Below are 22,724 nucleotides of genomic sequence, written 5' to 3'. Positions count from 1 at the left end.
GTAGTTATTGTATAGATAAAACCATATATATGTAACTACAGACTATTTTTTCAATTATTATTTTTATTTGATAAAAGAAAGGGTTTTAGTGATAATTATGGGAAAAAAAGTTGTCGTAGCCTTAGGTGGAAATGCGATTCTTTCGAATGACGCAAGCGCAAAGGGGCAGCAAGAAGCGCTAATCCAAACCGCTAAATATTTAGTTCAATTAGTTCAGGCTGGTAATGATTTGATTATTTCACATGGAAATGGACCACAAGTAGGAAATTTATTATTACAACAGCAGGCTGCTAATAGTGAAAAAAACCCTGCGATGCCACTAGATACTTGTGTGGCGATGACACAAGGTAGTATTGGTTACTGGCTGTCAAACGCTATGAGTAACGAGTTAGCTAAGAGTGGAATTGATAAACAAGTTGCAACAATATTAACTCAAGTTATCGTTGATGAAAATGATCCTGCGTTTAAAAATCCATCAAAACCAGTAGGTCCATTTTTGTCTAAAGAAGAGGCTGAAGAAGAAATGGGTTCCGGCGCGACATTTAAAGAAGATGCCGGCCGTGGTTGGCGCAAGGTTGTGCCTAGCCCTAAACCAATTGATATTCATGAAGCAAATACAATTAATACACTTGTTGATAATGACGTTGTTACCATTTCATGTGGTGGTGGCGGTATTCCAGTTGTAGGCAAATCTTTACAAGGAATAGAAGCAGTTATTGATAAAGATTTTGCCTCAGAAAAACTAGCCGATTTAGTTCAGGCAGATACTTTTATCATTCTAACCGGCGTCGATAACGTGTATATTAATTATGGTAAAGAAAATGAGAAAAAATTAGAGCAAGTAACAGTTGAAGAATTAGAAAAATATAAAGACCAAGGACATTTTGCGCCAGGTAGCATGTTACCGAAAATTGAAGCGGCCATTTCATTTGCGAATAATAACCCAGATAAACAAGCGATAATCACGTCTTTAGAAAACTTAGGTAAAATGGATCAAAGTGAAACTGTTGGTACCGTTATAACTAAATAAAAGTTTCTTTAGGAGAGTTAACATGGAGATAGAAGAAGCGATTACTCGATATAATAAACATTTTCAATATTTTTCTGATCAAGAGCTTGAATTGATCCAACACAATAGTTTAATTAGAAAATACAATAAAAGACAGGTATTGTATAGCCCTGGAGATAACCGATTGAACCTTTACTTTTTGAAGTCAGGAACAGTTAGAATAGAAAAATCAGATAGTAGTGGGGATTTTATCTATTTACAATTTATTAGTAAAGATGATTTATTTCCTTTGATTGGTTTATTTCACGATGATGTTTATTATTCTTCTGCTATTGCTCAAACAGATATTGAAGTTGTAGTTATTCCAGTAAAATTTTTCGAACATCTTCTTAGTAACAATACGCAACAGTTAATTAATTATTTACAAATCCAGTCAGATGCACTAAAAACTAAATTATTGAAGATCCAAAAAGGGACAACAAGTAATACGTATGATCGTGTGGTTACCTCTCTGGCAATTTTATTTAGTGATTTAGCAAAACGAAATCAAATGTCTGGACAGATGGAACTTTCTTGTCCAATAACCATTACAGATATTTCGACGATGAGTGGCACGACACGAGAAACAACAAGTAGTATTATCAAGCAGCTCGTTCAAAAAAATCAGATTCGCTATGACCATAAACATTTAATTTTCTTAGATAGTGCTTTTTTTGTTGAACGGCTAACAAATTAATTAAAAGAAAGGAAGGTCAGACACAGTCTTTAACTGTGAAAAACAAAATGGCTAAAAAAAAAGAAAAAAGAGAACTGTCATCATTTAGTATCTTATTTATCATCTTGATTGTTCTAGGTATTCTTACAAAATTTTTGAACGGCCAAACATTTTCTCCTCAGACGGTCGATGGTGAAACAGTAAACCAAGTAGTGGGCGCGAAAATATCGGATATTGTCATGGCGCCTTTTAACGGTTTTCGTGATGCAATAGAAATTAGCGTGTTTATTCTTGTGTTGGGCGGCTTTTTAAATATTGTTACTCAGTCAGGCGCTTTGGAATCAGGAATTCAGACGGTAGTAAAAAAATTGAAGGGGAATGAACTAATTATTATTCCGATTTTAATGGTTCTATTTTCTATTGGTGGTTCTACTTATGGAATGGCCGAAGAAACAATTCCTTTTTATAGTTTATTGACAGCTACAATGGTGGCTGCAGGTTTCGACACGATTGTTGCGGTAGGGACGGTGTTATTAGGCTCAGGTTCTGGAGTTATCGGTTCAACCGTGAATCCTTTTTCGACTGGAGTAGCAATGGATGCTTTGAGGGGTATAGGAATTCAGCCTAATACTGGCATTATTTTATTATTGGGCTTTGTACTTTGGGCAGCTTCCACTACCTATTCTATTTTTATTGTCATGCGATATGCGAAGAAGGTAAAAGAAGATAGAGGATCAACCATTCTTTCATTGCAAGAACAAGAAGACATGCGTGAAAACTTTGGTCAAGAAGACAAGAAGGAATTTAAATTTACTAAGCAACACAAGATTATTTTAAGTATTTTTGCTTTTTGCTTTTTAGTGATGATCGTATCCCTCATTCCATGGGGTGATTTTGGTGTCACGATCTTTGATGGATGGACATCTTTTCTAACTGGTCAAAGTTTTGGTGATTGGTACTTTGGAGATTTGGCAATGTGGTTTTTCATCGTTAGCCTAATTTGTGCGATCGTTGGTAAATTCTCTGAAAAGAAAACGGTTGATTCTTTTGTAGAAGGTAGTAAAGATATGCTTTCTGTTGTTTTGATTATTGTAGTTGCACGTGGGGCTTCAGTTTTAATGTCTACCACTTATTTAGATCTTTATATCTTAGACAAAGCAGCAGGGCTATTACAAGGATTCTCGCCTGTATTATTTGTTATTGGCGCCTATATTTTATATTTAGGTTTGTCTTTCATCATCCCTTCTACCTCAGGTCTTGCTTATGTTTCAATCCCGGTCATGGGCGCTTTAGCCAATAATATTGGTTTGAGCCCAGATGTGATGGTTATGATTTTTGCTTCAGGTTGTGGACTAATCAACTTGATTACGCCAACTTCAGGTGTAGTAATGGGTGGTCTAGAAATTTCTAAAGTAAATTATTCAACTTGGATCAAGTTTATGCGTACACCTATACTTGTTTTAGGTGTTTTGAATTTGCTAATTCTCATCGCTGCAATGCTGATAGTTAGTTAAACTTTATTTCTCCTTATGATTACAACTAAAAATACCTCTGACTTTAAACTTCACTCAAGTCAGAGGTATTTTTAGTTTATTTTGAGGCCTTTAGTGCGATTGGTATATCAATGTAGATTTATTTTAGTACTCGTTCGTCAACTTTAGAGGGGCAACTGATGGGTCCCACCTGTTACTAACAATTGAACTAGAACTAATACATCCTTTTGTTGCTTTGTCGAACAAATTCCCAATCTTTAGTAACATTAGAGCTAACTTTTTTAATAAACGTACTAACTCTGTTTGTTCTTTTACGGTTAAGTCAATAAAAGCCTGACTTTTTGAATAGTCTTCTTCTTGACGCAAGTAGTGATATAATTTTTCGCCCTTTGAAGTAACATACAAACAACGGATTTTCTTATTTAAAAATGTAAACTAGCTCTTCTTTTTCCAACCTCTTGACAGCTTTTGCAACAGCCGTACGGTCACTTTTTACTAACTTGGCTAATAATGCCAGGAATTTCATATATTCTGTTCTGATAAAGATACTGTCCATTATTCAAATGCATGTTTTTAAACCCAACGTTACTCATATAATCTAATGCACGTGCGATATTTCCGACTTCTCTAAGAATATCTGACATTAGTTTTTCTCCTTAGTATAAATATAGGTTTTATTTTTGAATAAATTTATAATCGCTGGAAGGTTCTTTACCAAAATGACCATCGTTTGGTCAGGTTTCCCTGGAGCAAATACAAGTTTTTCTTAGCTTAATAATTCTTCAACAACAATCATAGATACAGATTGATCATAACTAAAAGGAGAGAATGCTCCCGATTTTTGACCAGTTATTTGTTGCATATCATTGGCAGGTATGATTTTTAGACGTTGGCCAACTAACTGACGAATTTTTTTGAAATTTGCTTGTTTAGTGGTAAAAGTAAAAAAGATAAAATAACGTTCATCCTGAATGATTTCTAAAAATTTGTGGATAACTAATCGGGCCGGTCAACAGGGTTGTTGTTCGTGTTATTTTCTATTTTTACTGTCGATTTTGAGCCAAGTACAGGAAAGAACTACTGTAGAACGCTAAAAAAGGATAAAGGTCTTCCTAGAAGGTGGAAAATACGCTTTTTATAAGGAAAGAGTGAAGAGAATAAGTTAAAGATTCAAGCGCTGAATTCGCATAAGGACTTCCCAAAAAAGCGTGTTATAAACGTTGGTACTAGAAAGGTGAATTTGAATTTTTCGCGCATGTTCCGTGACTCTTCCTGCGATATGGAAGAGTTGAAAGCGGATCGTGTCAATCACTGTGGCCTTTTTTGCTTGCGGAAATGTCAACTGTTTCATCAAATGGATGATATTATAAGCAATAAAGCTCAGGGCCAAACGAGCCTTGTTTGCTAAAAAGGAATGACTATCCGTTTTATCAGCGAAAAAGCCGGTTTTCATTTCTTTGATGAAATTTTCCATATTCCCTCGTTTTTGATAAAGCTGGAAAATCGTTTGGGGAGAAAGGTCAGCGAAATCGGTCACGACAAACTGAAATTCTGAAAAAAGGAAGTATCCTCCTTTTCTAGTGGCTTTCATAGCGACGGTCCGCGGTCGATCCAAGAGTTTGCTTGATAATGGATCTTAAAGTATTGCTGTTCTGTCTTCGTATAATTCGTCCCATTGGTATATTGGACTTGATGTTGGGCTTGATCGATCAAACGGGCATTATTTTTGAGCTTGATTACATAATGCACCCCTCGTTGTTCGCATTGTTCATAGATTTCCGGTTTGGCAAAACCGCTGTCGCCACGGACCAACAAAAGCGGGTCTTCTGAACGTTGTTGATAACGATCCAGCATTTCCACCAGATATTCTTCGGCATGGGTCGAGGTATAAGATTTCCCATGACGATGACGAACATCTAACGCCAAACCCGTTAATCCTTCGAAAGCGACAAACGGATGGTAGCCATTGATGCCATAATGGTAAATAAATTCGGCTTCTTCTTGTTGCCCATAAGTGGTACAAGAGGTCGAATCCAGATCAAGAACAAAATGTTGGCTGTTTTGATGATCCATGCCGAAATCCGCCAGCTTTTTGGCTAGCTGTGATAGCTGGGCCACATTTTCTTCGGTTAAGGTATGAAGCAAGGTAGACATCATGGATTGCGAGCTGAGTTGTTTTTGTTTTAATGCTTCTTGAAAAAGACGGTCATATTGGAGCGTATTGGCGTCTCGGTCTCGTGAATAGCCAGCGATCAATTGATAGAGCCATTGTTTTAATACCTCCAACCATTCATGCCGGACAAAACAACGAGGATCCGGGATATGAACGTATTGGGCTAATAGTTGGTCAAAATGAATTTGTTTTAAAAATTCAGCGACCAAGACGATCCCCGCGTCATTGGTTAAATTTCCCCCATCGTTAGCGACCGAGATTTCTTTTTGGGCATTGAATGTGAGCGATTTTTGTTGTAAAGTGAAAGACATAAGAACGCACTCCTTTTGTGTTAATTGTTGTTTTTATCGACTTTACAATAACACAGAGTGCGTTTTTTTTGTACACCCAGAAGGTACGGAAACAGTTTTTTTAGAAAAAAGATCACGCCAAGGTTTAAACGGACCTTGGAAAAATTTAGAAATCATTCAGGTTCATCTTTCCCCTTTAAAAATAAGCTTTTTGTCTCAGTTTCAGAAAATCCTTGTTCAGATTTTACAAGTAAAGCGCCTTCATTCGAAAAAATTTCTCTATGATGGTATAATTCATAATAAATTCCAGCTTTTTTTAAAGTGGCCTCTAAATTCCTCATCTTGTTAACCTCCTCGTATTCTTTATGTTATAACGGTATTGTTGAATATACGACAATACTGTTGTACGATTAGTTAAAAGCGGTAAAAGGGAGCTTAGATATATGAAACAAAAATTTATAACAACACCCGCATTTTGGGATCTTTTTCCTGAAGTAGAGATCGCTGTTTTACTGGCTAACAATGTGGATAACCATTCTTATGCAAATGTGCCGAAAGAACTGTTAGAACGAGCGAATTTACAAGCTTTAAAATGGGTAGAAAATGATCCAATCAGCGCTAACCCAGTGATCAAAGATTGGCGGGAAGCGTATCAAAAATTTAAAACAAAAAAAGGAGCCCGCTGTGCCGTTGAGAATCTTTTAAAGCGAGCAAAGCAACAAAAAGGAGTGGGCTCGATTAACCCGGTCGTTGATATCTATAATTCTATTTCATTAGAATGGGGGTTTCCTGTTGCTGGAGAAGATCGGGATTTTCTTGAAGGGGACCTTAAATTGACAATTGCTGAAGGAGGAGAAAAGTTTATTCCTATCAGTGAAGATAATATAGAAGAAGCTCTTCGAGGTGAAGTTGTATATAAAGACGCTGATTCGGTAATCAGTCGTTGCTGGGCATGGCGTGATAGCGCGCGAGTGCAAGTAACTGAAGAAACGAAAAATTTAATTTTTTACATGGAAAACATTAATCCTAAGCGCAAAGAAGATCATGAACAAGCTATTAAGTTGTTACAAAAACGGTTGAAAACGTATTTGGATATTGAAGCTACAAGTTTTTTAATCACAAAAGAGCAGACTGAAGTAGCCTTTTAATATGATTTTGGAAAGGAAAAACAATATGCAAACAAAAATAAAAAAGTTTTCAGATTTAACTCTTCAGGAATATCATCAACTAATGAAAGCTCGAGTAGCTGTTTTTGTGGTGGAACAAGCTTGTCCTTATCAAGAAGTTGACGATATTGACTTGGAGGCAATTCATTTTTGGCTAGAAAATGATAAAAATGAAATTATTGCCTATGCTCGTATCTATCATGATGAACAAGCAGTACATTTTGGACGAGTATTGGTAAAAAAAGAAGAAAGAGGAAAAGGTTTCGGCAGACAATTAATTCAGCTTGTAATGGAATGGATTAACCAAGAATTCCCCGAAGAAACACTCCACATTGAGGCGGAAACCTATCTACAAGATTTTTATGCTTCTTTTGATTTTCAGGCTATTTCAGACGAATATTTGTTGGATGGGATTTCTCATATTGCTATGGAAAAATAAAAAGATCTATCATTTATAATGATAATGTGTCACTTTTCTTTTTAAATGGCAATTTTTTTAATCTTTAAATGACAAAAACCACCATTAGGTGGTTTTTTTGTATACCTATTACTAAACTATCTCTTGCTGCTTCAACAACTTTTACAGTGATCTTATCCATTTGATTAATTCGTAATATACGATCAATCTGAGCAAATAGACGATGAGTTAATCGAAAATTTCCTTTTGTGATTTTTATAATGGTTGTAATTGCTTCATAATCGGAAAAATCTTCTAATTTTATATCAACTCTTAAATCTGCCCATTTGTATTCCAAAATCTGATTTTTTGAACACTTCATTTCAATAGAAGTATGAAAAAAAGCCTAATAAGGTTTCACTTATTGGGCTAATTTATCCATAGTTGACTAAAGACAAATTTATTGTCTAAACTTTATTTATGTTTAGACAATATTTTTTTAATAACTTCGCCATCTATATTCCCACCTGAAATTACTAAAGCAATTTTTTTCCCACCAATACGGTCAGCATAGTCATTTACCGCAGCAATCGTTGTACAACTTCCTGCTTCAGCGACAAATTTTTCTTCTGTAATCATGAAATCTACAGCTTTTGCGATTGATTCTTCTTTGACTTCAATAATGTCATCTACGTAGTCTTTCAACATTTCATAGCTTAGTTTCCCTACTCCACCAATTAGAGCATCGCAATAGGTTTCTTTGCTTGGATATTCCTCATAAAATACATTATCTTCATAAGATTTTATCATTGCTGGACATGCTTCTGTTTGAACTCCTACTACTTTGATTGTCGGTTTAATCGCTTTTGCTGCTACTGCAATTCCAGTGATCATTCCCCCTCCACCAATAGGTACTACAATCGTATCAATCTCAGGATTTTGTTCTAAAATTTCAATAGCTATCGTTCCTTGCCCTCCATAAATCTTTGGATCATCATAATAAGCATCTATATAAGTCATATCATTTTCTTCGATATATTTCATTCCTAATTGGTGAGCTTCGTCATAGTCTTTACCTAATCGCATTACTTTTGCACCAAAGTATTCTATTTTATCCGTTTTACTCTTAGGTGTGTTTTCTGGCACAATGATTATAGCTTTTTCAATACCTAAAATCGTGGCAGCATAACTCACAGAACTCCCATGATTTCCAGAAGATACCGTAGCAACTCCTTTGGATTTTTCTTCATCTGTTAATGTAAGCATCTTATTTAACGCTCCACGTATTTTAAAACTTTTTGCTTTTTGCATAGATTCAAGCTTAAAAAAGTATTTCTTATCAGCGTCGCCTAAATAGAAAGACTCGGCTAATGGTGTAGTAGGTATATATGAATGGATTCTTTTATAGGCTTCTTGAACATCTTGATAATTAAATTTTTCCATATTCATTCACTCCTAAATTAAAATTCTACATTTACAATATTTTTATCTTCACTCGTATCTAAAGCAGCTTTGGCGGTTGCTATATCCATCAACGCCATTCCTGTTGCATCAAAAATGGTAACATCTTCTGCTGCTTTTCTTCCAGCAGTTTTATTTAAAATTAGATCACCAATTTCTCCTGAAATATCCTCCAACTGAATGATTTTATTTTTTAAAGCTATTTCCATTTCTCCTACTTGAGAACTGTGCTGTAAATCATCAGTGAAAATAGTAGCATTGGAAAAAATGTTCTCGTCAATTTCTTGTTTACCTTCCATATCAGCTCCCATTGTAGATAAATGAGTACCAGGCTTGATCCAATCTTTTTTTAGAAATGGTACTCTTGAAGGCGTTATGGTAACAATGATCTCACTACGTTCAGTTGCTATTTGTAAGTCTTCTACGGGAATAATCTTGGTATTCGTTTGAGAAACGCCCATGAATACTAAGTCGGAAGACAACCCCTTAATTACATTAGAAGCTTTAGTAAAATCTTTATCAAAAACTTGAACCTTTTCTAAATCTGGAAATACAGACAGTATCGCTGCGATTTGGAATTTTAATTGATTTCCTGCTCCAACAATCAGGATATTTTTAGGTGCCTTATTCGCTAAATACTTCGCGCCTATAGCTGCAGCCGCTCCTGTACGCATCCCTGTAATATACGCACCTTCTGTTATTCCTAGAGGCATTCCTGTATTCCCATCAAAAATACAAATCATACCATTTAGCGTAGGTAAATCTTTCTGTAGATTATCGCCAAACCACGTAACAGTTTTATGACCAAATATTTTTTGCTTTTTTAAGTAACCAGATTTGATATCCATATCCGCTTTACCAGGTACAAAGTCATAAAAAATCGTATCCCATACTACTGATTGATTCTCACTTTTTTGTGAATAAACATTTTCGACTGTTTCAATCACATCTTTCATTTTTAGAGTATGTTTCAATGCTTCTTCATTCATTATTTTAAGTCCCATTGTTATTTCCACCTCTAATAAATCCGTTTGTTCCCGTTCTTTACAAAGTGCCATTCATCATCAACATTCTTACTTACTTTTTTTAAAACCAGCAACAACATCTCTCTTTCTTCTAAGGATAATCCTGCCAAAACAGTCTTTTCTGAATATACTTCTTCTCGTTTTAAATAATCATAGAGCTCTTCTGCCTTATCGGTTGTGTATAATCTACGAATTTTTTTGTTGCCAGGATCCACTTCTTTTCTTATTAATTTTTCCTTCTCAAGTTTACCAATTGACTTTGAGACTGTAGACCGACCTTGTTTGACTAATTCAGCCAAGGAATCATTAATAATACCAGGATTTTCGTATATCCTTGTTAAATATAAATATTGATCTTTATTAAGATGGATATCCTTAAATTCCACATTGCTGATATAAGATAGTGCTCGCGAAATTACACCAATTTCTCTTAAAATTTCAGACATTTCTATCCCTCCATTGGTAGTAAATAAGTTTCTAGATCAAGCACTTTAATAATTTTGTCCAAATCAGCGATTTTTACAACCATGGTTTCGTCTGGACGACCAGGCGCAAATACAAGTTTTTCATGCGAAAGTAATTCTTCATCAATAATTACAGGTACCTGTGTTTCATAACCAAATGGAGAGACAGCTCCCGATTTTTGACCAGTTGTTTTCTCCATAACTTCTGCGGATACAACAGAAAGCCTTTTTCCTACAAGCTTACTTAATTTCTTAAAGTCACTTCTTTTCGTAGTGAATGTTAGAAAGATATAGTGATTGCCTTGTTTGTCCTTTAAATATAAACTTTTTGTTTCTGTACCCTTGAAACCTTGTTCTGCCTTTACAACCAGTGCATCCTCATTAGTATAAATAGCTCGATGATGGTATAACTCAAAATCAATGTTTGTATGTTTAAATGTTTCCTCTAGGTTAATCAAACTCTCTCTCACCCTATCCAAATTGTTGAATTTTCTATAATTTACATCATGATAAAGCGTCTTTGTAGAAAAGTCAACAATAAAATATATATTTTCGTGTATTATCCATATTCATTTCTAATTTTTTACATTATATACAGGACACAATCAGCTGTGTGTCAAAAGTACTAACCAACGCTAGGATCAAAAAAATAAATCAAAAACTTTTAAGTTTCTGACTTTTCAATAAAACTATATGATAATATTTCATTTTTGTATGACAAATATTGAGGAAAACTTTTGCCATTTAAAAAGAAAAGTGACAGATAATGGGAAACCTGAAGCAATTAAACTAGCCAATATAAAAAAAATTTGTTATAATCAACGCAAATCTCATAAAAAAATTTGGAGATCAAGAGAGTATCTTTTCAATTGTTTTGTGGAGCGAATTCGGAAATTGGTGAAAGCCGAATAAAATAAGAAAAGAGAAACGCACTTGTGAAAATTTATTTTATAAACGGAATCTGCCGTTATCAGATAAAGTTGGTTTGAAAAGTCAAACAACAAGAGTGGTACCGCGGGTAATCTCGTCTCTAGCGTTTAAAATGCTAGAGGCTTTTTTTATGAAAAATAATAATGAAACTTGGAGGACATAATGAAAAATAAAGAAGTTGTAGCAAAAGCAGTCTTTGATGTAATAAAAGATGATTTAACTATTGAGCAAGTAGAGCAGTTATTAGAAAATCCTAGGTCAGCAGCGCACGGCGATGTTGCATTTCCCGCTTTTTCTTTAGCTAAAATTTATCGTAAAGCTCCGCAACAGATCGCAAGTGAATTAGCAGAAAAAATTGATGAGACTCCTTTTGAAAAAATTGAAGTGGTAGGGCCATACTTAAACTTTTTCATGGATAAGAAAAAAGTCTCACAAGAAGTGTTGAACACGGTGATTGAACAAGGGAAACACTATGGCGACTTTAGCCTGGGAAATAATTCCAATGTGCCGATTGATATGTCTTCACCAAACATTGCAAAACCTATTTCTATGGGGCATCTGCGTTCGACAGTTATCGGGAATTCTATTGCACTTATTCTACAAAAAGTGGGTTATCAACCTGTTAAAATCAATCATTTAGGCGATTGGGGAACTCAATTTGGTAAGTTGATTGTGGCCTATAAAAAATGGGGAACTGAAGAAGAAGTTCGCAGTAATCCGATTGGAGAATTATTGCGCTTATATGTTGAATTTCATGAAAAAGCAGAAGAGGACCCAACGCTAGAAGAAGAAGGTCGGGCTGCTTTTAGACGATTAGAAAACGAGGATCCAGAAGCTGTCAGCTTATGGAAGTGGTTCCGTGCAGAATCATTAAAAGAATTTGATAAGATATACGATATGCTAGGGATTACCTTTGATTCTTATAAAGGCGAGGCATTTTATGAAGATAAGATGGATGAAATCGTTGAATTGTTGGAAGAAAAGCATTTGTTAAAAGAAGACCAAGGAGCAGAAATTGTTGATTTATCTGCTTATGACCTTAATCCTGCTTTAATCAAAAAGCGTGATGGCGGTACGCTTTATATCACGCGTGATATGGCTGCTGCTTTATACCGCAAACGTACCTATGATTTTGCTAAATCTTTGTATGTGGTAGGAAATGAGCAAAGCTATCATTTTAAACAATTAAAAGCAGTGCTAAAAGAAATGGGTTATGATTGGTCAGATGACATGCATCATATTCCGTTTGGCTTAATCACAAAAGATGGCAAAAAATTATCTACCCGTAAAGGCCAGGTTGTTCTTTTAGAAGAAGTCTTAAATGATGCGGTTCAATCGGCACAAAATCAAATTGCTGAAAAAAATCCTTCTTTGGAAAATAAAGAAGAGATAGCTAAACAAGTAGGGGTCGGAGCAGTTATTTTCCATGACTTGAAAAATGATCGATTGAATACATTTGACTTTACCTTAGATGAAGTGGTGCGTTTTGAAGGGGAAACAGGGCCTTATGTTCAATATACCTACGCGCGTGCGATGAGCATTTTAAGAAAAGCTAACTTTATAGCTGACAAAGAGAAAAATTATGCTTTGGATGATGAAGGTAGTTGGGAAATTGTTAAATTTATTCAAGGTTATCCTGAAATGATTTTAGAAGCTGCAGACAATTACGAACCTTCTGTTGTAGCTAAACATGCGATTAAATTAGCACAAGCTTTCAATAAATACTACGGAAATACTAGAATTTTAGCTGAAGATGAGCAACAAGAAGCACGTTTAGCTTTAGTGTATGTAGTTACGGTCTTGCTAAAAGAAGACTTACGTTTATTGGGATTGCAAGCTCCTGCACGAATGTAAAAATTAATAGGGTACAGTGCTATACGATTATTTTTATAATTATAAAGTTCGTTATTTAAATATTGCTAATTTTACTAATATAAGGCTTTAACTATATAAAAAAGCATTGCAGCAATTAAAAGCTGCAGTGCTTTTTTACTTCGTGACAAAATTTTTGTGGTTTTATTTTAAAAAAGTTATTATGACAATTGGAGGTACTTTTTATTGATAATTACTTAAATATAAATGACAGGAGGTTTTTTATTATGGGTAATATACTACTTGGACTTTTACCCGCTTTAATGTGGGGGATTCAACCGCTAATTCTACAAACTATTGGCGGAAAAACTTCTAATCAACAAATGGGTATGTCGCTAGGAGCGCTTATTTTTTCAGTTGGGACTTTGTTTTTTCATCAACCACCTTGGACATGGCATTTAATTATTGCTTCTTTTATCTGCGGGTTTGCTTGGGCTTTTGGTCAAATTACACAGATTGAAAGCTTCCATATTATTGGTGTATCTGCTGCAATGCCAATTTCTACCGGAATGCAATTAATTGGTGTCACTATGTTTGGTATTTTTTATTTCCATGAATGGACAAGCTCACTGGATTATGTTTATGGGATTAGTGCTTTAATTGTAATTATTATTGGGGTATTTTTCACCGCCTATAAAGAAAAAGGTGATAGTTCTGCTAAAGGAAATATGCAAAAAGGTCTCTTTATTTTGGTGCTATCGACGGTTGGACAAGTTATGTACAATGTCATTCCGCGTATGGCTGATCTGAATGGTTGGGACGTATTATTCCCTCAAGGAATCGGTATGGCAATAGGCGCAATGGCCTTTAGTTTCTTCTTTGATAAAAAGCCAGAGCTTTTCAGCAAAAAATCATTCCAAAATATTCTGGCAGGCGCCGCTTTTGCGCTCGGGAATATAGGTATTCTGCTTTCCAATAAAGCAAACGGCGTAGCTTTAGGGTTCACACTGTCGCAAATGAATGTGATAGTATCCACACTTGGTGGTATTCTATTTCTTAAAGAATCGAGAACTTCAAAAGAATTGAAACTCACAATTGCTGGTCTCGTCTTAGTAGCTCTCGGCGGTATTTTGATTGGTTTAACGAAATAATAAAAACATATTGTTTTAGTTTATTAGGTTGGAACGTAAGTATAATAACTTATGTTCCAGCCTTTTTTAGTCTTCTGCAATCGTCCATTTGCTATTTTCGCTATAAGAGCTGTTTTGCAATAGTTTTTCATATAAAACCGGTAACTCGGGGTGTTTAGCTAATAATTGTTGATAATTCGGTAAAAGCTTTGTAAAACTTTGGACCAACCTTTTGGTGCCTGTTATCGAACAAAAAGGATTATAGGCTAATAAGAGGCTGCCAGAAAAGAAGTCACATAAGCTGTGTAAGCGATGAAATTTCTGTGCTAAAGCAATTAATGACAATTCACTTAATTCTGTATGAGCATGTAAAGAAAATTCCAAAGCGTCGGTTACAGAAGATTTTAACCAAATGGTTTCTAGTCCTGAAAATTGCTGCCATAAAAAACGTAACCCAGCGTCATTTAGTTGAAAAGGGACAGGGTAGTACATCATGTTAGATGCTTGTTCGGCTTTAATGAAAGCAAAACCTTGACTAATTCGATACTGCTGGATTTCTTCGTAGCGGTCGTATAAGGTTTGTTCGCTCCATAAAAAAGGTGGATCGTATAACAAAGAGACTAATAAAATGAAATAGCGGATCTGTATTTCGTTGCCTTTTAAAGGAGGGTCATAGATAAAAGAAACAGTTAAACTATAGTTGCGCAAGAGCGGTTTCATTTTTTGAATACGCCGTTGCATGGTAGCTCTGGATAGGTAAAATTCTTTTTCTAAGTCTCTAAGGGTATAAAATGGATTTTCAATTATTTTCACCAATAATTGAAAGGAAAAGCTCCGGTTTAGTAATGCGGTTAAAAATAGCTGGCCACTTTCATGGGAATAAATGGCTGTAATTGTCTGATCTTTTATATAAAAGGAAATCCCCGTTGAAAAGTTACTCCCATTTTGTTGCCAAATGTTAATATAACGCTTTAATGATTCCAAACTAAGATGCAGCTGAGTAGCAGCTTCTTTTAGTGAACAAGGATTTTTCTTTTGTAGATATTGAAACAAACGAAATATAATTTTATCTTGCTTTTCTAATAATGTATCAAACATCCAATCACCTCTGAGCCAAAGTATCATAAGCTTTTAGAGTAAAAAAATGCCAAACTTGTCAAAAAATAAGCGTATTAGCAAATTGATGATTAAAAAAGTATTGATTTAGCAAAAAAGTTTAACTTATGCTAAACGATTTAGGACGGAAATAGAAAAATAAGAGAATTATCCACTGATTTGAGCAAATTTTCTGGTCTTTTAAAACTTTTATTGTCATAAAATGACATATTTTGACCAAAAAATGCTTTTTTAGTTAAGTTCAGGCTTTTTTTCTTAGATAGTAACTTTTTTATGCTCACGCTAACTTTTTTTAAAATTTTGTGGATATGTAAGATAAGCAGCAAATGCTTCGCTTTACTGCTTAAATAGCAACCATTTTTTGCTTTTTTTCTGTTTGACGGTATCATAAGGGTATAAATAAAACTTAGAAAGGAACAATTGATGTTAAAAGGAATCATTTATTTTTTAGTTATTGTCTTAGCTAATACTGTAGGCGCCGTATCGGGTATGGGCGGCGGAGTGATTATTAAACCAGTCTTGGATTTTATTGCAGCGGATCCAGTAGTAGTCGTTTCTTTTTATTCATCTGTTGCTGTATTTGTGATGTCGATGACTTCAACTGTGCGGCAAGCCAAAGGTGGGGTAACTGTTCAATGGCGATTGATGGCTTGGATTGCTGCAGGATCGATTTTGGGCGGTTTTTTAGGAAACCACACGTTTGATTTTTTCCTTGCTAATTTTTCAGATGATACGGTGATTAAACTTATTCAAATTGGTTTAACGATTGTCACTTTACTTTTTGCATTATTTTATAATCATTTTAACTTTCGCAAATTTCATTTGACGGCTAAAATTTGGTATTTTATTTGTGGCCTTATCTTAGGCTTTTTAGCTAGTCTATTGGGAATTGGTGGCGGACCGATCAACGTTTCACTTTTGATATTAATGTTTGGCGTCCCTATCAAGGAAGCGACCGTTTATTCGATTTGTACGATCTTTTTTTCGCAATTGGCAAAGCTAGTAACCATTGCTTTTTACTCGGGGTTTGGTCGTTATGACCTAACGATGCTTTTTTATGTCATTCCAGCAGCCATTATCGGAGGGTTCGTTGGGGCCAAAGTCAGCCAATCGATCTCTTCCAAACAAGTTTCTCAGATTTTTGAAGCTGTGGTTCTATTAGTTTTATGTATTAATTTATACAATGGCTTTCAGCTATTTTTTTGATCATACTTTTAACAAAAAAAGCAAGCGGAATAATTGCATTTCATATAAAAAGGCATATGATTAAAATGGACAAATTGGTTGTAACTCAATGAAGAAACGCGTATACTATATAAGGTTTTTTGCATTTATTTTATAAACTTCATTGGTAATAACCAAAGTATTGGAGGAGTAAACAATGGACATTGTTACATTAGCTCGATTCCAATTTGCAATGACAACGATTTTTCACTATTTCTTTGTGCCTTTTTCGATTGGTGTGGCTTTAGTTGTTGCAATTATGGAAACAATGTATGTAACGAAAAAGGATGAATATTATAAAAAGATGGCAAAATTTTGGGGGAATATTTTTCTGTTGAGTTTTGCTGTAGGGGTTGTTACCGGGATAATTCAAGAATTTCAGTTTGGCATGAACTGGTCAGATTACTCGCGATTTGTAGGAGATATCTTTGGTGCGCCATTAGCTGTTGAAGCACTGCTGGCTTTTTTCTTAGAGTCAACCTTTTTAGGCTTATGGATGTTTACTTGGCAAAGAGTTAACCCGAAATTACATGTGTCTTTCATGTGGCTGGTTACATTGGGTTCGATTCTTTCAGCTTTTTGGATTTTAGTTGCAAATAGCTTTATGCAACATCCAGTAGGCTATACTTTCCGTAACGGTCGAGCAGAAATGAATGACTTTGGCGCATTGCTCAAAAACCCGCAAGTTTGGTATGAATTTTCTCACGTGATTACGGCAGCCTTCTTGATGGGCGGTATTCTGGTTGCAGGGATGTCTGCTTTTCGTTTACTGAAAAAGCGCTCGTTAAGTGAACTAAGTAGAAGTATTTTTAAAAAGTCACTGCGGGTCGGCTTAGGAGTGGCTTTGTTTGGTTCTCTTGGCGTATTAATAGCTGGGGACATGCAAATGCAAGCTCTAGTAGAAGATCAACCGATGAAATTTGCAGCTACTGAAGGTTTATACGAAGATTCAGATGACCCAGCTTCTTGGACGTTGGTTGCTTGGATGAATGAAGCCCAACATGAACGCGTCTTCGGTGTCCGAGTGCCGTATGTGTTGAGTATTTTATCTTACCACAGCCTTTCTGGCGGTGTTGAAGGAATGAATTCAATTAATGAAAAGATGACCGCAGAATATGGGGAGGATAATTACTTCCCACCAGTAAATGCGATGTTTTGGAGTTTCCGGATTATGGCTGGTTTTGGCATGTTAATGTTATTAGTCGCTGTATTAGGACTATTCTTTACTCGCAAGAAAAAACCGATACTTTATGAGAAGCCGTGGATGTTGTGGTTCGTGGGACTGATGACCTTTGTTCCTTTTATTGCGAATACTTGTGGTTGGTTAGTTACCGAACTAGGACGCTATCCTTGGACGGTATATGGTTTATTTAAAATGGAAGACAGTGTATCGCCGAATGTTACGCCGGCTTCTTTGCTATTTTCTAATATTGTTTACTTCTTGCTGTTCGGAGGATTGGCAATTGTCATGATCTACTTAGTTGTTCGTGAATTGCGTAAAGGGCCGGATGACCAGGAAGAACAAGAAAAAGAAGTACAACCTGCAACAGATCCTTTTGATGGGGGTGCTTTCAATGAGTAGTCTACAGCTGTTTTGGTTTATTTTGATCGGTGTTTTATTTGCCGGTTTCTTCTTTTTAGAGGGGTTTGATTTCGGTGTAGGAATGTCAGTCCAAACACTAACAAAAAACGACCAAGAAAAAGATCAAGTCGTGCAAACAATCGGTCCAGTTTGGGATGGCAATGAAGTATGGTTAATTTCTGCTGGAGGCGCAATGTTTGCTTCTTTTCCAATGTGGTATGCTTCCCTTTTTAGCGGCTACTATCTGATTTTATTTCTAATTTTATTTGGATTGATTATCCGTGGGGTTTCTTTTGAATTTCGTAGTGGTATGCCAGAAGAACGAAAATGGATTTGGAATTGGACATTGTCTGTGGGAAGTTTCATTGTTCCATTTTTCTTTGGTATTTTATTTATCAGTATGATTCAAGGAATGCCGATGGATAGCAACGGCGATATGATGGCGCAATTCACTGATTATATCAATTTATTTTCTGTGGTTGGTGGTATCGCGTTGACGTTACTTTGCTATTTACATGGACTAAATTATATTTCATTAAAAACGACCGGACCTATACGGGAGCGTGCTAAAAAATATGCACAAACACTGTATTGGGTTTTATATGTTGGGCTTGCTGTGTTTGCGGTCTTATTGTATTTCCAAACGGACTTTTTCACACTGCACCCTGTTTCGACTCCAATTTTGCTGGTTGCGATGATTTTATTGACTGTCATCGCAAATTATTGTTCTTATGCAAATAAAGAATTTGTGGCGTTTTTAACTAGCGGTCTGACACTGGTTACCTTAGTTGGACTCTTGTTTACCGGGATGTTTCCTCGTGTGTTGATTAGTTCAACGAATTCAGCTAATAATTTATTAATCGCAAATGCGTCTTCTTCACCGTATACGCTTAAAATTATGAGTTATACTGCAATTGGATTATTACCATTTATTTTGGCTTATATTGCTTGGACGTATTATATATTTAGAAAACGGGTAAAACATACTGAGATTGCGGGGTATGGCGAATGATCGATAAAGCCGTAATGGTTTTGCCGAATAGTAAAAAAGTTATGGGGATGCTTGCAGGACTTGCCGTTTTGCAAGCTCTCTTTATCATTGGTCAAACGTATATGCTGGCTACTGTGATTACGCGGTTATGGGATGGTAGAAAAATTACTGACCAATTACCTGAGATTGTTGGTTTTTTTGTGATTTTTTCAGCTCGTCATGGCGTTACTTTTTTGCGTGATAAATTATTGGATCATTATGCAGCCGAGCAAGCTGCTTATTTGCGTAAACAATTATTAGAAAAGGTCTTTCGGGTTGGTCCTAAAATTGTGCAAAAGCAAGGCTCGGGAAATATGACCACGATGGCACTAGATGGTATTGAACAAGTAGAAAATTATATCCATCTAATTTTTGCTAAGATGATGAACATGATGATCGTTCCTTGGCCAATTTTAGCGGTAGTCTTTTATTTGGATGTTCAATCAGGCGTTATATTGTTATTAATCTTTCCTCTAATTATTATTTTTATGATTGTTTTAGGTTATGCTGCCCAAGCAAAAGCTGATAAACAGTATAAAGCATTTCAACTTTTATCCAATCATTTTATTGACTCATTGCGTGGGCTTGATACATTGAAGATGTTTGGTTTGAGCAAGAAATATGGAAAAAGCATTTATAATACTAGTGAAGAATTTCGTAAATCAACTATGAGCACATTGAAGATAGGAATTTTATCTACGTTTGCGCTGGACTTTTTCACTACTTTAGCTGTAGCAATTGTCGCAGTTATGTTGGGTTTGCGTTTGATCAATGGATTAATCCTCCTCTTTCCTGCCTTGGCAGTTTTAATATTGGCCCCTGAGTATTTTTTGCCAGTGAGAGAATTTGCTAGCGATTATCATGCTACACTAGATGGCAAAAATGCGATGAGCGCGATCAATGAAGTGCTCAATGAACCAGAAATGGAAAAAGAATCACTTGATTTGCCAGCTTGGGACGAAGATAGTAGATTGTCCTTGCAAAATGTGTCGGTTTCCTATGAGAATAAACCTGTGTTATCCGTTGATTTTTCTATTAAGGGGTTAAAAAAAATCGGTATCATCGGTATGAGTGGTTCTGGAAAGTCAACCTTGATTAATACACTGAGTGGTTTTTTACAACCTGATCAAGGAAAAATTGAGCTAAACGGTCAAAAAGCGTGTAATCTTGCGATAGAACAGTGGCAAAAACAGTTGATCTATATCCCACAAGACCCTTATGTTTTTCAGCTGTCTTTAAAAGATAACTTAGCATTTTATACACCAGAAGCAACTGATACAGACGTTTTAGAAGCGGTAAGAGTTGCTGGCTTGAGTGAATTAGTAGCCGAATTACCAGATGGTTTAGACACACAATTAGGTAGCGGGGCGCGTACGTTAAGTGGCGGGCAAGCGCAGCGAATTGCTTTAGCTCGTGCGTTTTTAGACAAAAAACGTAAAATTTTAATGTTTGATGAACCGACTGCTCATTTAGATATTGAGACAGAAGTTGAGTTGAAAGAGAGAATGTTGCCCTTAATGGAAGATCGTTTAATCTTTTTTGCCACGCATCGTTTGCACTGGATGAGGCAGATGGATGAGATCATTGTAGTGGACCAAGGGGAAATTGTTGAAATCGGAACGTTTGCCGAGTTATCTGCTAAAAAGGGCTACTTTTATCACTTGGCACAACAAATGAGGGGGGAAGAAAATGCGTAATATTCCTTTATTCAAAGCTCTAGCAAAAGATACTTGGATTAAACCCTTTTTAAAGCATTATAAAAAAACTATGATTATCGCGTTGTTATTAGGTTTTATGACCTTTTTTTGTGCGGGCGCTTTGATGTTTACCTCAGGCTTTTTGATTAGCCGTTCTGCTTCTATTCCAGAAAATATATTGCTTGTTTATGTTCCGATCGTTTTAACGCGTGCTTTTGGGATCGGACGTCCTGTTTTTCGTTACGTAGAGCGTTTAGTTAGTCATAATTGGGCCCTAAAGATGACTTCACAATTACGCTTAAAGTTGTATAATACGTTAGAAAAAGATGCCGTCTTTTTTAAAAAGCATTATTCTTTAGGCGATGTTTTAGGTTTACTAGCAGAAGACATCAATCATATTCAAAACCTTTATCTACGTACGATTTTTCCAACAATTATCGCTTGGATTTTGTATATTTTTGTGGTCATTGGATTAGGTGTATTTTCTATTCCTTTTGCTTGCTTAATGGCTCTGTTGCTTTTTAGTGTTACTGTTGTTTTACCTTTATGGTCGGTTGTTGTAAATGGCGCACGACAAGAAAAAGAAAAACAATCAAAAAATGAACTGTATACAGAACTTACTGATAACGTAATTGGTGTTGCGGACTGGATTTTTAGCCAACGTGGACATGAATATGTTAACTGGCATGATCAAGCAGAAAAAAATTTACAAGACACGCAAGCTAGTTTACGCAAGTTTAGTCGTCGTCGTGATTTTTTGCTCCAAGTGATTATGGGGATAGTGGTTGTGGCATTACTGTTTTGGACCAGCCAACAGTTTCCAGGAAATCACGGAGGCGCAGCTAATTGGATAGCCGCCTTTGTTTTGAGCGTTTTTCCTTTAGTAGATGCTTTCAGCGGTTTACCTGATGCAGCTCAGGAAACTAATATCTATAAAGACTCTATTAAGCGTTTGAACGACTTACCAAACATAACAGAGCATACTACTAAAAAAATGCTAGAAGGTTCGCTGGATATCAACATAGAGCATCTTGTTTTTCAATATGAAGAAGATAGTCGCAAAATTTTAGATAATTTAAGCTTGACGATCCCTCAAGGTGAAAAGCTTGCTGTTTTAGGTCGCAGTGGTTCAGGAAAAAGTACCTTGGCCTCATTGATTCGTGGCGATTTAGTTCCAACTAGCGGCAGCGTTCAATTAGCAGGTGTTGCTACTGAGCAGATAGGTGATGTTATTTCTGAATATATTGGCGTAATTCAACAAACACCCTATTTATTTCATACAACCATTTTAAATAATTTACGCATCGGCAATGAACAAGCAGAAATTGCAGAAGTATGGGAAGTATTACAACGTGTTGGCTTAGAACAATTAGTAAAGGGGTTACCCGATGGCTTAGATACGATGGTCGATGAAGCGGGTTTGCGTTTTTCTGGCGGAGAACGCCATCGTATGGCTTTAGCAAGGATCCTATTAAAAGATACCCCTATTGTTTTATTAGATGAACCTACAGTCGGTTTAGATCCCATTACAGAACAAGCATTGATCGATACTTTCTTTGAGCAACTGACTGGAAAAACGATTATTTGGATCACCCATCACTTACAAGGGATCGAGAAAATGCAGCGTGTGGTATTTATTGAAGATGGTCAGCTGGAAATGTCTGGAACACCAGCAGAATTAGCACAAACCAATTCACGTTATCAAAAATTAAAAGCAATTGACGAAGGAAAATACTAGAAAATAGAAATTTTCATTTATCGAAAAATTATGACACAAGTAAAAACAAAGACAAAAATATCCGAACTATATTTGATGAGATTGGCTAATTGTCGTGAATTTGCGATGAGGGCTTGCCGAAATACAGAAATAATCTCTCTATAGTCCGGATATTTTATTACCAAAAAATTTTAAATAACAGATCGTTTTGTTATTTATTTTAAATATAATTAATAAAAAGCGGTTCAAATAGGAAATGGGAAACATATGAAAAAAATTTCATGTTTTTTAAT

General features: G+C 35.7%; 19 protein-coding genes, 3 pseudogenes and 1 other annotated feature. Of the genes and pseudogenes, 12 read left to right on the top strand and 10 right to left on the bottom strand.

The genetic code is table 11. The features are described from left to right. Positions 1-97 precede the first annotated feature (97 nt). From arcC to C7K43_RS08915, 3 genes are read left to right on the top strand one after another with little or no spacing between them, the layout of a single operon-like run. Positions 98-1,030, top strand: a complete 933-nt coding sequence (arcC, locus tag C7K43_RS08925) for a carbamate kinase (RefSeq protein WP_124007272.1) — start codon at positions 98-100, stop codon at positions 1,028-1,030. Positions 1,031-1,052: 22 nt separating this feature from the next. After that, positions 1,053-1,745, top strand: coding sequence for a Crp/Fnr family transcriptional regulator (locus tag C7K43_RS08920; protein ID WP_124006520.1), 693 nt, complete (start codon positions 1,053-1,055; stop codon positions 1,743-1,745). Positions 1,746-1,792: 47 nt separating this feature from the next. Further along, positions 1,793-3,238, top strand: a complete 1,446-nt coding sequence (locus C7K43_RS08915; protein WP_124006519.1) for a YfcC family protein — start codon at positions 1,793-1,795, stop codon at positions 3,236-3,238. A 464-nt stretch (positions 3,239-3,702) separates the two neighbouring features. On the opposite strand, the gene C7K43_RS13450 is transcribed toward C7K43_RS08915, so the two are convergent. The 4 genes and pseudogenes from C7K43_RS13450 to C7K43_RS08895 all read right to left on the bottom strand — a co-directional run. Next, entirely contained in the window at positions 3,703-3,861 is a 159-nt protein-coding gene (locus C7K43_RS13450; RefSeq protein WP_226996646.1) for a hypothetical protein, read from the bottom strand. A 122-nt stretch (positions 3,862-3,983) separates the two neighbouring features. Next, a complete protein-coding gene (locus tag C7K43_RS13760; RefSeq protein WP_226996777.1) occupies positions 3,984-4,190 on the bottom strand; it encodes a YbaK/EbsC family protein in 207 nt (68 codons plus the stop codon). Positions 4,191-4,379: 189 nt separating this feature from the next. After that, positions 4,380-5,701: pseudogene (locus tag C7K43_RS08900) on the bottom strand (IS1380 family transposase). 161 nt (positions 5,702-5,862) lie between these two features. Continuing rightward, positions 5,863-6,021 (bottom strand): annotated as a pseudogene (locus tag C7K43_RS08895) (YbaK/EbsC family protein); the annotation flags it as partial. A 102-nt stretch (positions 6,022-6,123) separates the two neighbouring features. Between C7K43_RS08895 and C7K43_RS08890 the strand changes: the two are divergent. Both C7K43_RS08890 and C7K43_RS08885 read left to right on the top strand, forming a co-directional pair. Beyond that, positions 6,124-6,828 (top strand): B3/B4 domain-containing protein, encoded by a 705-nt coding sequence (locus tag C7K43_RS08890; RefSeq protein ID WP_124006518.1) that lies wholly within the window; start codon positions 6,124-6,126, stop codon positions 6,826-6,828. A 25-nt stretch (positions 6,829-6,853) separates the two neighbouring features. Then, the gene (locus C7K43_RS08885; protein ID WP_124006517.1) at positions 6,854-7,285 is read left to right on the top strand and encodes a GNAT family N-acetyltransferase; all 432 of its coding nucleotides are present in this window, start codon (positions 6,854-6,856) and stop codon (positions 7,283-7,285) included. 64 nt (positions 7,286-7,349) lie between these two features. Here the strand turns inward: C7K43_RS08885 and C7K43_RS08880 are convergent. The 5 genes and pseudogenes from C7K43_RS08880 to C7K43_RS08860 all read right to left on the bottom strand — a co-directional run. Next, positions 7,350-7,607 (bottom strand): annotated as a pseudogene (locus C7K43_RS08880) (hypothetical protein); the annotation flags it as partial. A 110-nt stretch (positions 7,608-7,717) separates the two neighbouring features. Next, the gene (locus C7K43_RS08875) at positions 7,718-8,686 is read right to left on the bottom strand and encodes a threonine ammonia-lyase (RefSeq protein WP_124006516.1); all 969 of its coding nucleotides are present in this window, start codon (positions 8,684-8,686) and stop codon (positions 7,718-7,720) included. Positions 8,687-8,703: 17 nt separating this feature from the next. Further along, on the bottom strand, positions 8,704-9,708 hold the full coding sequence (locus C7K43_RS08870; RefSeq protein ID WP_124006515.1) for an ornithine cyclodeaminase family protein: 1,005 nt from the start codon (positions 9,706-9,708) through the stop codon (positions 8,704-8,706). A 14-nt stretch (positions 9,709-9,722) separates the two neighbouring features. Then, positions 9,723-10,175 (bottom strand): MarR family winged helix-turn-helix transcriptional regulator, encoded by a 453-nt coding sequence (locus C7K43_RS08865; protein WP_124006514.1) that lies wholly within the window; start codon positions 10,173-10,175, stop codon positions 9,723-9,725. 2 nt (positions 10,176-10,177) lie between these two features. Continuing rightward, the gene (locus C7K43_RS08860; RefSeq protein WP_124006513.1) at positions 10,178-10,651 is read right to left on the bottom strand and encodes a YbaK/EbsC family protein; all 474 of its coding nucleotides are present in this window, start codon (positions 10,649-10,651) and stop codon (positions 10,178-10,180) included. 378 nt (positions 10,652-11,029) lie between these two features. After that, positions 11,030-11,228: a binding site (T-box leader), on the top strand. Between the two features lie 57 nt (positions 11,229-11,285). Here C7K43_RS08860 and argS point away from each other — a divergent pair. Together argS and C7K43_RS08850 are read left to right on the top strand one after the other, a co-directional pair. Then, complete coding sequence (gene argS, locus C7K43_RS08855; protein ID WP_124006512.1) at positions 11,286-12,977, top strand: arginine--tRNA ligase; 1,692 nt, start codon at positions 11,286-11,288, stop codon at positions 12,975-12,977. 245 nt (positions 12,978-13,222) lie between these two features. After that, a complete protein-coding gene (locus C7K43_RS08850) occupies positions 13,223-14,086 on the top strand; it encodes a GRP family sugar transporter (RefSeq protein WP_124006511.1) in 864 nt (287 codons plus the stop codon). A 66-nt stretch (positions 14,087-14,152) separates the two neighbouring features. On the opposite strand, the gene C7K43_RS08845 is transcribed toward C7K43_RS08850, so the two are convergent. After that, on the bottom strand, positions 14,153-15,163 hold the full coding sequence (locus C7K43_RS08845) for a helix-turn-helix domain-containing protein (RefSeq protein ID WP_157977745.1): 1,011 nt from the start codon (positions 15,161-15,163) through the stop codon (positions 14,153-14,155). 441 nt (positions 15,164-15,604) lie between these two features. Between C7K43_RS08845 and C7K43_RS08840 the strand changes: the two genes are divergently transcribed. The 5 genes from C7K43_RS08840 to cydC all read left to right on the top strand — a co-directional run bounded on the left by C7K43_RS08840 (position 15,605) and on the right by cydC (position 22,452). Further along, a complete protein-coding gene (locus tag C7K43_RS08840; RefSeq protein ID WP_124006509.1) occupies positions 15,605-16,387 on the top strand; it encodes a sulfite exporter TauE/SafE family protein in 783 nt (260 codons plus the stop codon). A gap of 175 nt (positions 16,388-16,562) precedes the next feature. Next, on the top strand, positions 16,563-17,987 hold the full coding sequence (locus tag C7K43_RS08835; RefSeq protein ID WP_124006508.1) for a cytochrome ubiquinol oxidase subunit I: 1,425 nt from the start codon (positions 16,563-16,565) through the stop codon (positions 17,985-17,987). Then, entirely contained in the window at positions 17,980-18,999 is a 1,020-nt protein-coding gene (gene cydB / locus C7K43_RS08830; RefSeq protein WP_124006507.1) for a cytochrome d ubiquinol oxidase subunit II, read from the top strand. The genes C7K43_RS08835 and cydB overlap by 8 nt, the downstream gene beginning before the upstream one ends. Beyond that, a complete protein-coding gene (gene cydD / locus C7K43_RS08825; protein ID WP_124006506.1) occupies positions 18,996-20,714 on the top strand; it encodes a thiol reductant ABC exporter subunit CydD in 1,719 nt (572 codons plus the stop codon). The genes cydB and cydD overlap by 4 nt, the downstream gene beginning before the upstream one ends. After that, positions 20,707-22,452, top strand: a complete 1,746-nt coding sequence (cydC, locus tag C7K43_RS08820; RefSeq protein WP_124006505.1) for a thiol reductant ABC exporter subunit CydC — start codon at positions 20,707-20,709, stop codon at positions 22,450-22,452. Before cydD ends, cydC begins: the two co-directional genes overlap by 8 nt. Positions 22,453-22,724 lie beyond the last annotated feature (272 nt).

This window comes from Tetragenococcus koreensis (assembly GCF_003795145.1).
Classification (GTDB): Bacteria; Bacillota; Bacilli; order Lactobacillales; family Enterococcaceae; genus Tetragenococcus; species Tetragenococcus koreensis.
Note: the sequence above shows the minus strand (reverse complement) of the source record. Positions and strands in the feature narration are given on the sequence as shown.

Coding starts and splice junctions, on each gene's coding strand:
- arcC (WP_124007272.1), top strand. CDS start 98: ATGGGAAAAAAAGTTGTCGTAGCCTTAGGTGGAAATGCGATTCTTTCG.
- argS (WP_124006512.1), top strand. CDS start 11,286: ATGAAAAATAAAGAAGTTGTAGCAAAAGCAGTCTTTGATGTAATAAAA.
- C7K43_RS08845 (WP_157977745.1), bottom strand. CDS start 15,163: ATGTTTGATACATTATTAGAAAAGCAAGATAAAATTATATTTCGTTTG.
- cydD (WP_124006506.1), top strand. CDS start 18,996: ATGATCGATAAAGCCGTAATGGTTTTGCCGAATAGTAAAAAAGTTATG.
- C7K43_RS13450 (WP_226996646.1), bottom strand. CDS start 3,861: ATGTCAGATATTCTTAGAGAAGTCGGAAATATCGCACGTGCATTAGAT.
- C7K43_RS08920 (WP_124006520.1), top strand. CDS start 1,053: ATGGAGATAGAAGAAGCGATTACTCGATATAATAAACATTTTCAATAT.
- cydB (WP_124006507.1), top strand. CDS start 17,980: ATGAGTAGTCTACAGCTGTTTTGGTTTATTTTGATCGGTGTTTTATTT.
- C7K43_RS08840 (WP_124006509.1), top strand. CDS start 15,605: ATGTTAAAAGGAATCATTTATTTTTTAGTTATTGTCTTAGCTAATACT.
- cydC (WP_124006505.1), top strand. CDS start 20,707: ATGCGTAATATTCCTTTATTCAAAGCTCTAGCAAAAGATACTTGGATT.
- C7K43_RS08885 (WP_124006517.1), top strand. CDS start 6,854: ATGCAAACAAAAATAAAAAAGTTTTCAGATTTAACTCTTCAGGAATAT.
- C7K43_RS08850 (WP_124006511.1), top strand. CDS start 13,223: ATGGGTAATATACTACTTGGACTTTTACCCGCTTTAATGTGGGGGATT.
- C7K43_RS08835 (WP_124006508.1), top strand. CDS start 16,563: ATGGACATTGTTACATTAGCTCGATTCCAATTTGCAATGACAACGATT.
- C7K43_RS08875 (WP_124006516.1), bottom strand. CDS start 8,686: ATGGAAAAATTTAATTATCAAGATGTTCAAGAAGCCTATAAAAGAATC.
- C7K43_RS08870 (WP_124006515.1), bottom strand. CDS start 9,708: ATGGGACTTAAAATAATGAATGAAGAAGCATTGAAACATACTCTAAAA.
- C7K43_RS08915 (WP_124006519.1), top strand. CDS start 1,793: ATGGCTAAAAAAAAAGAAAAAAGAGAACTGTCATCATTTAGTATCTTA.
- C7K43_RS08890 (WP_124006518.1), top strand. CDS start 6,124: ATGAAACAAAAATTTATAACAACACCCGCATTTTGGGATCTTTTTCCT.
- C7K43_RS08865 (WP_124006514.1), bottom strand. CDS start 10,175: ATGTCTGAAATTTTAAGAGAAATTGGTGTAATTTCGCGAGCACTATCT.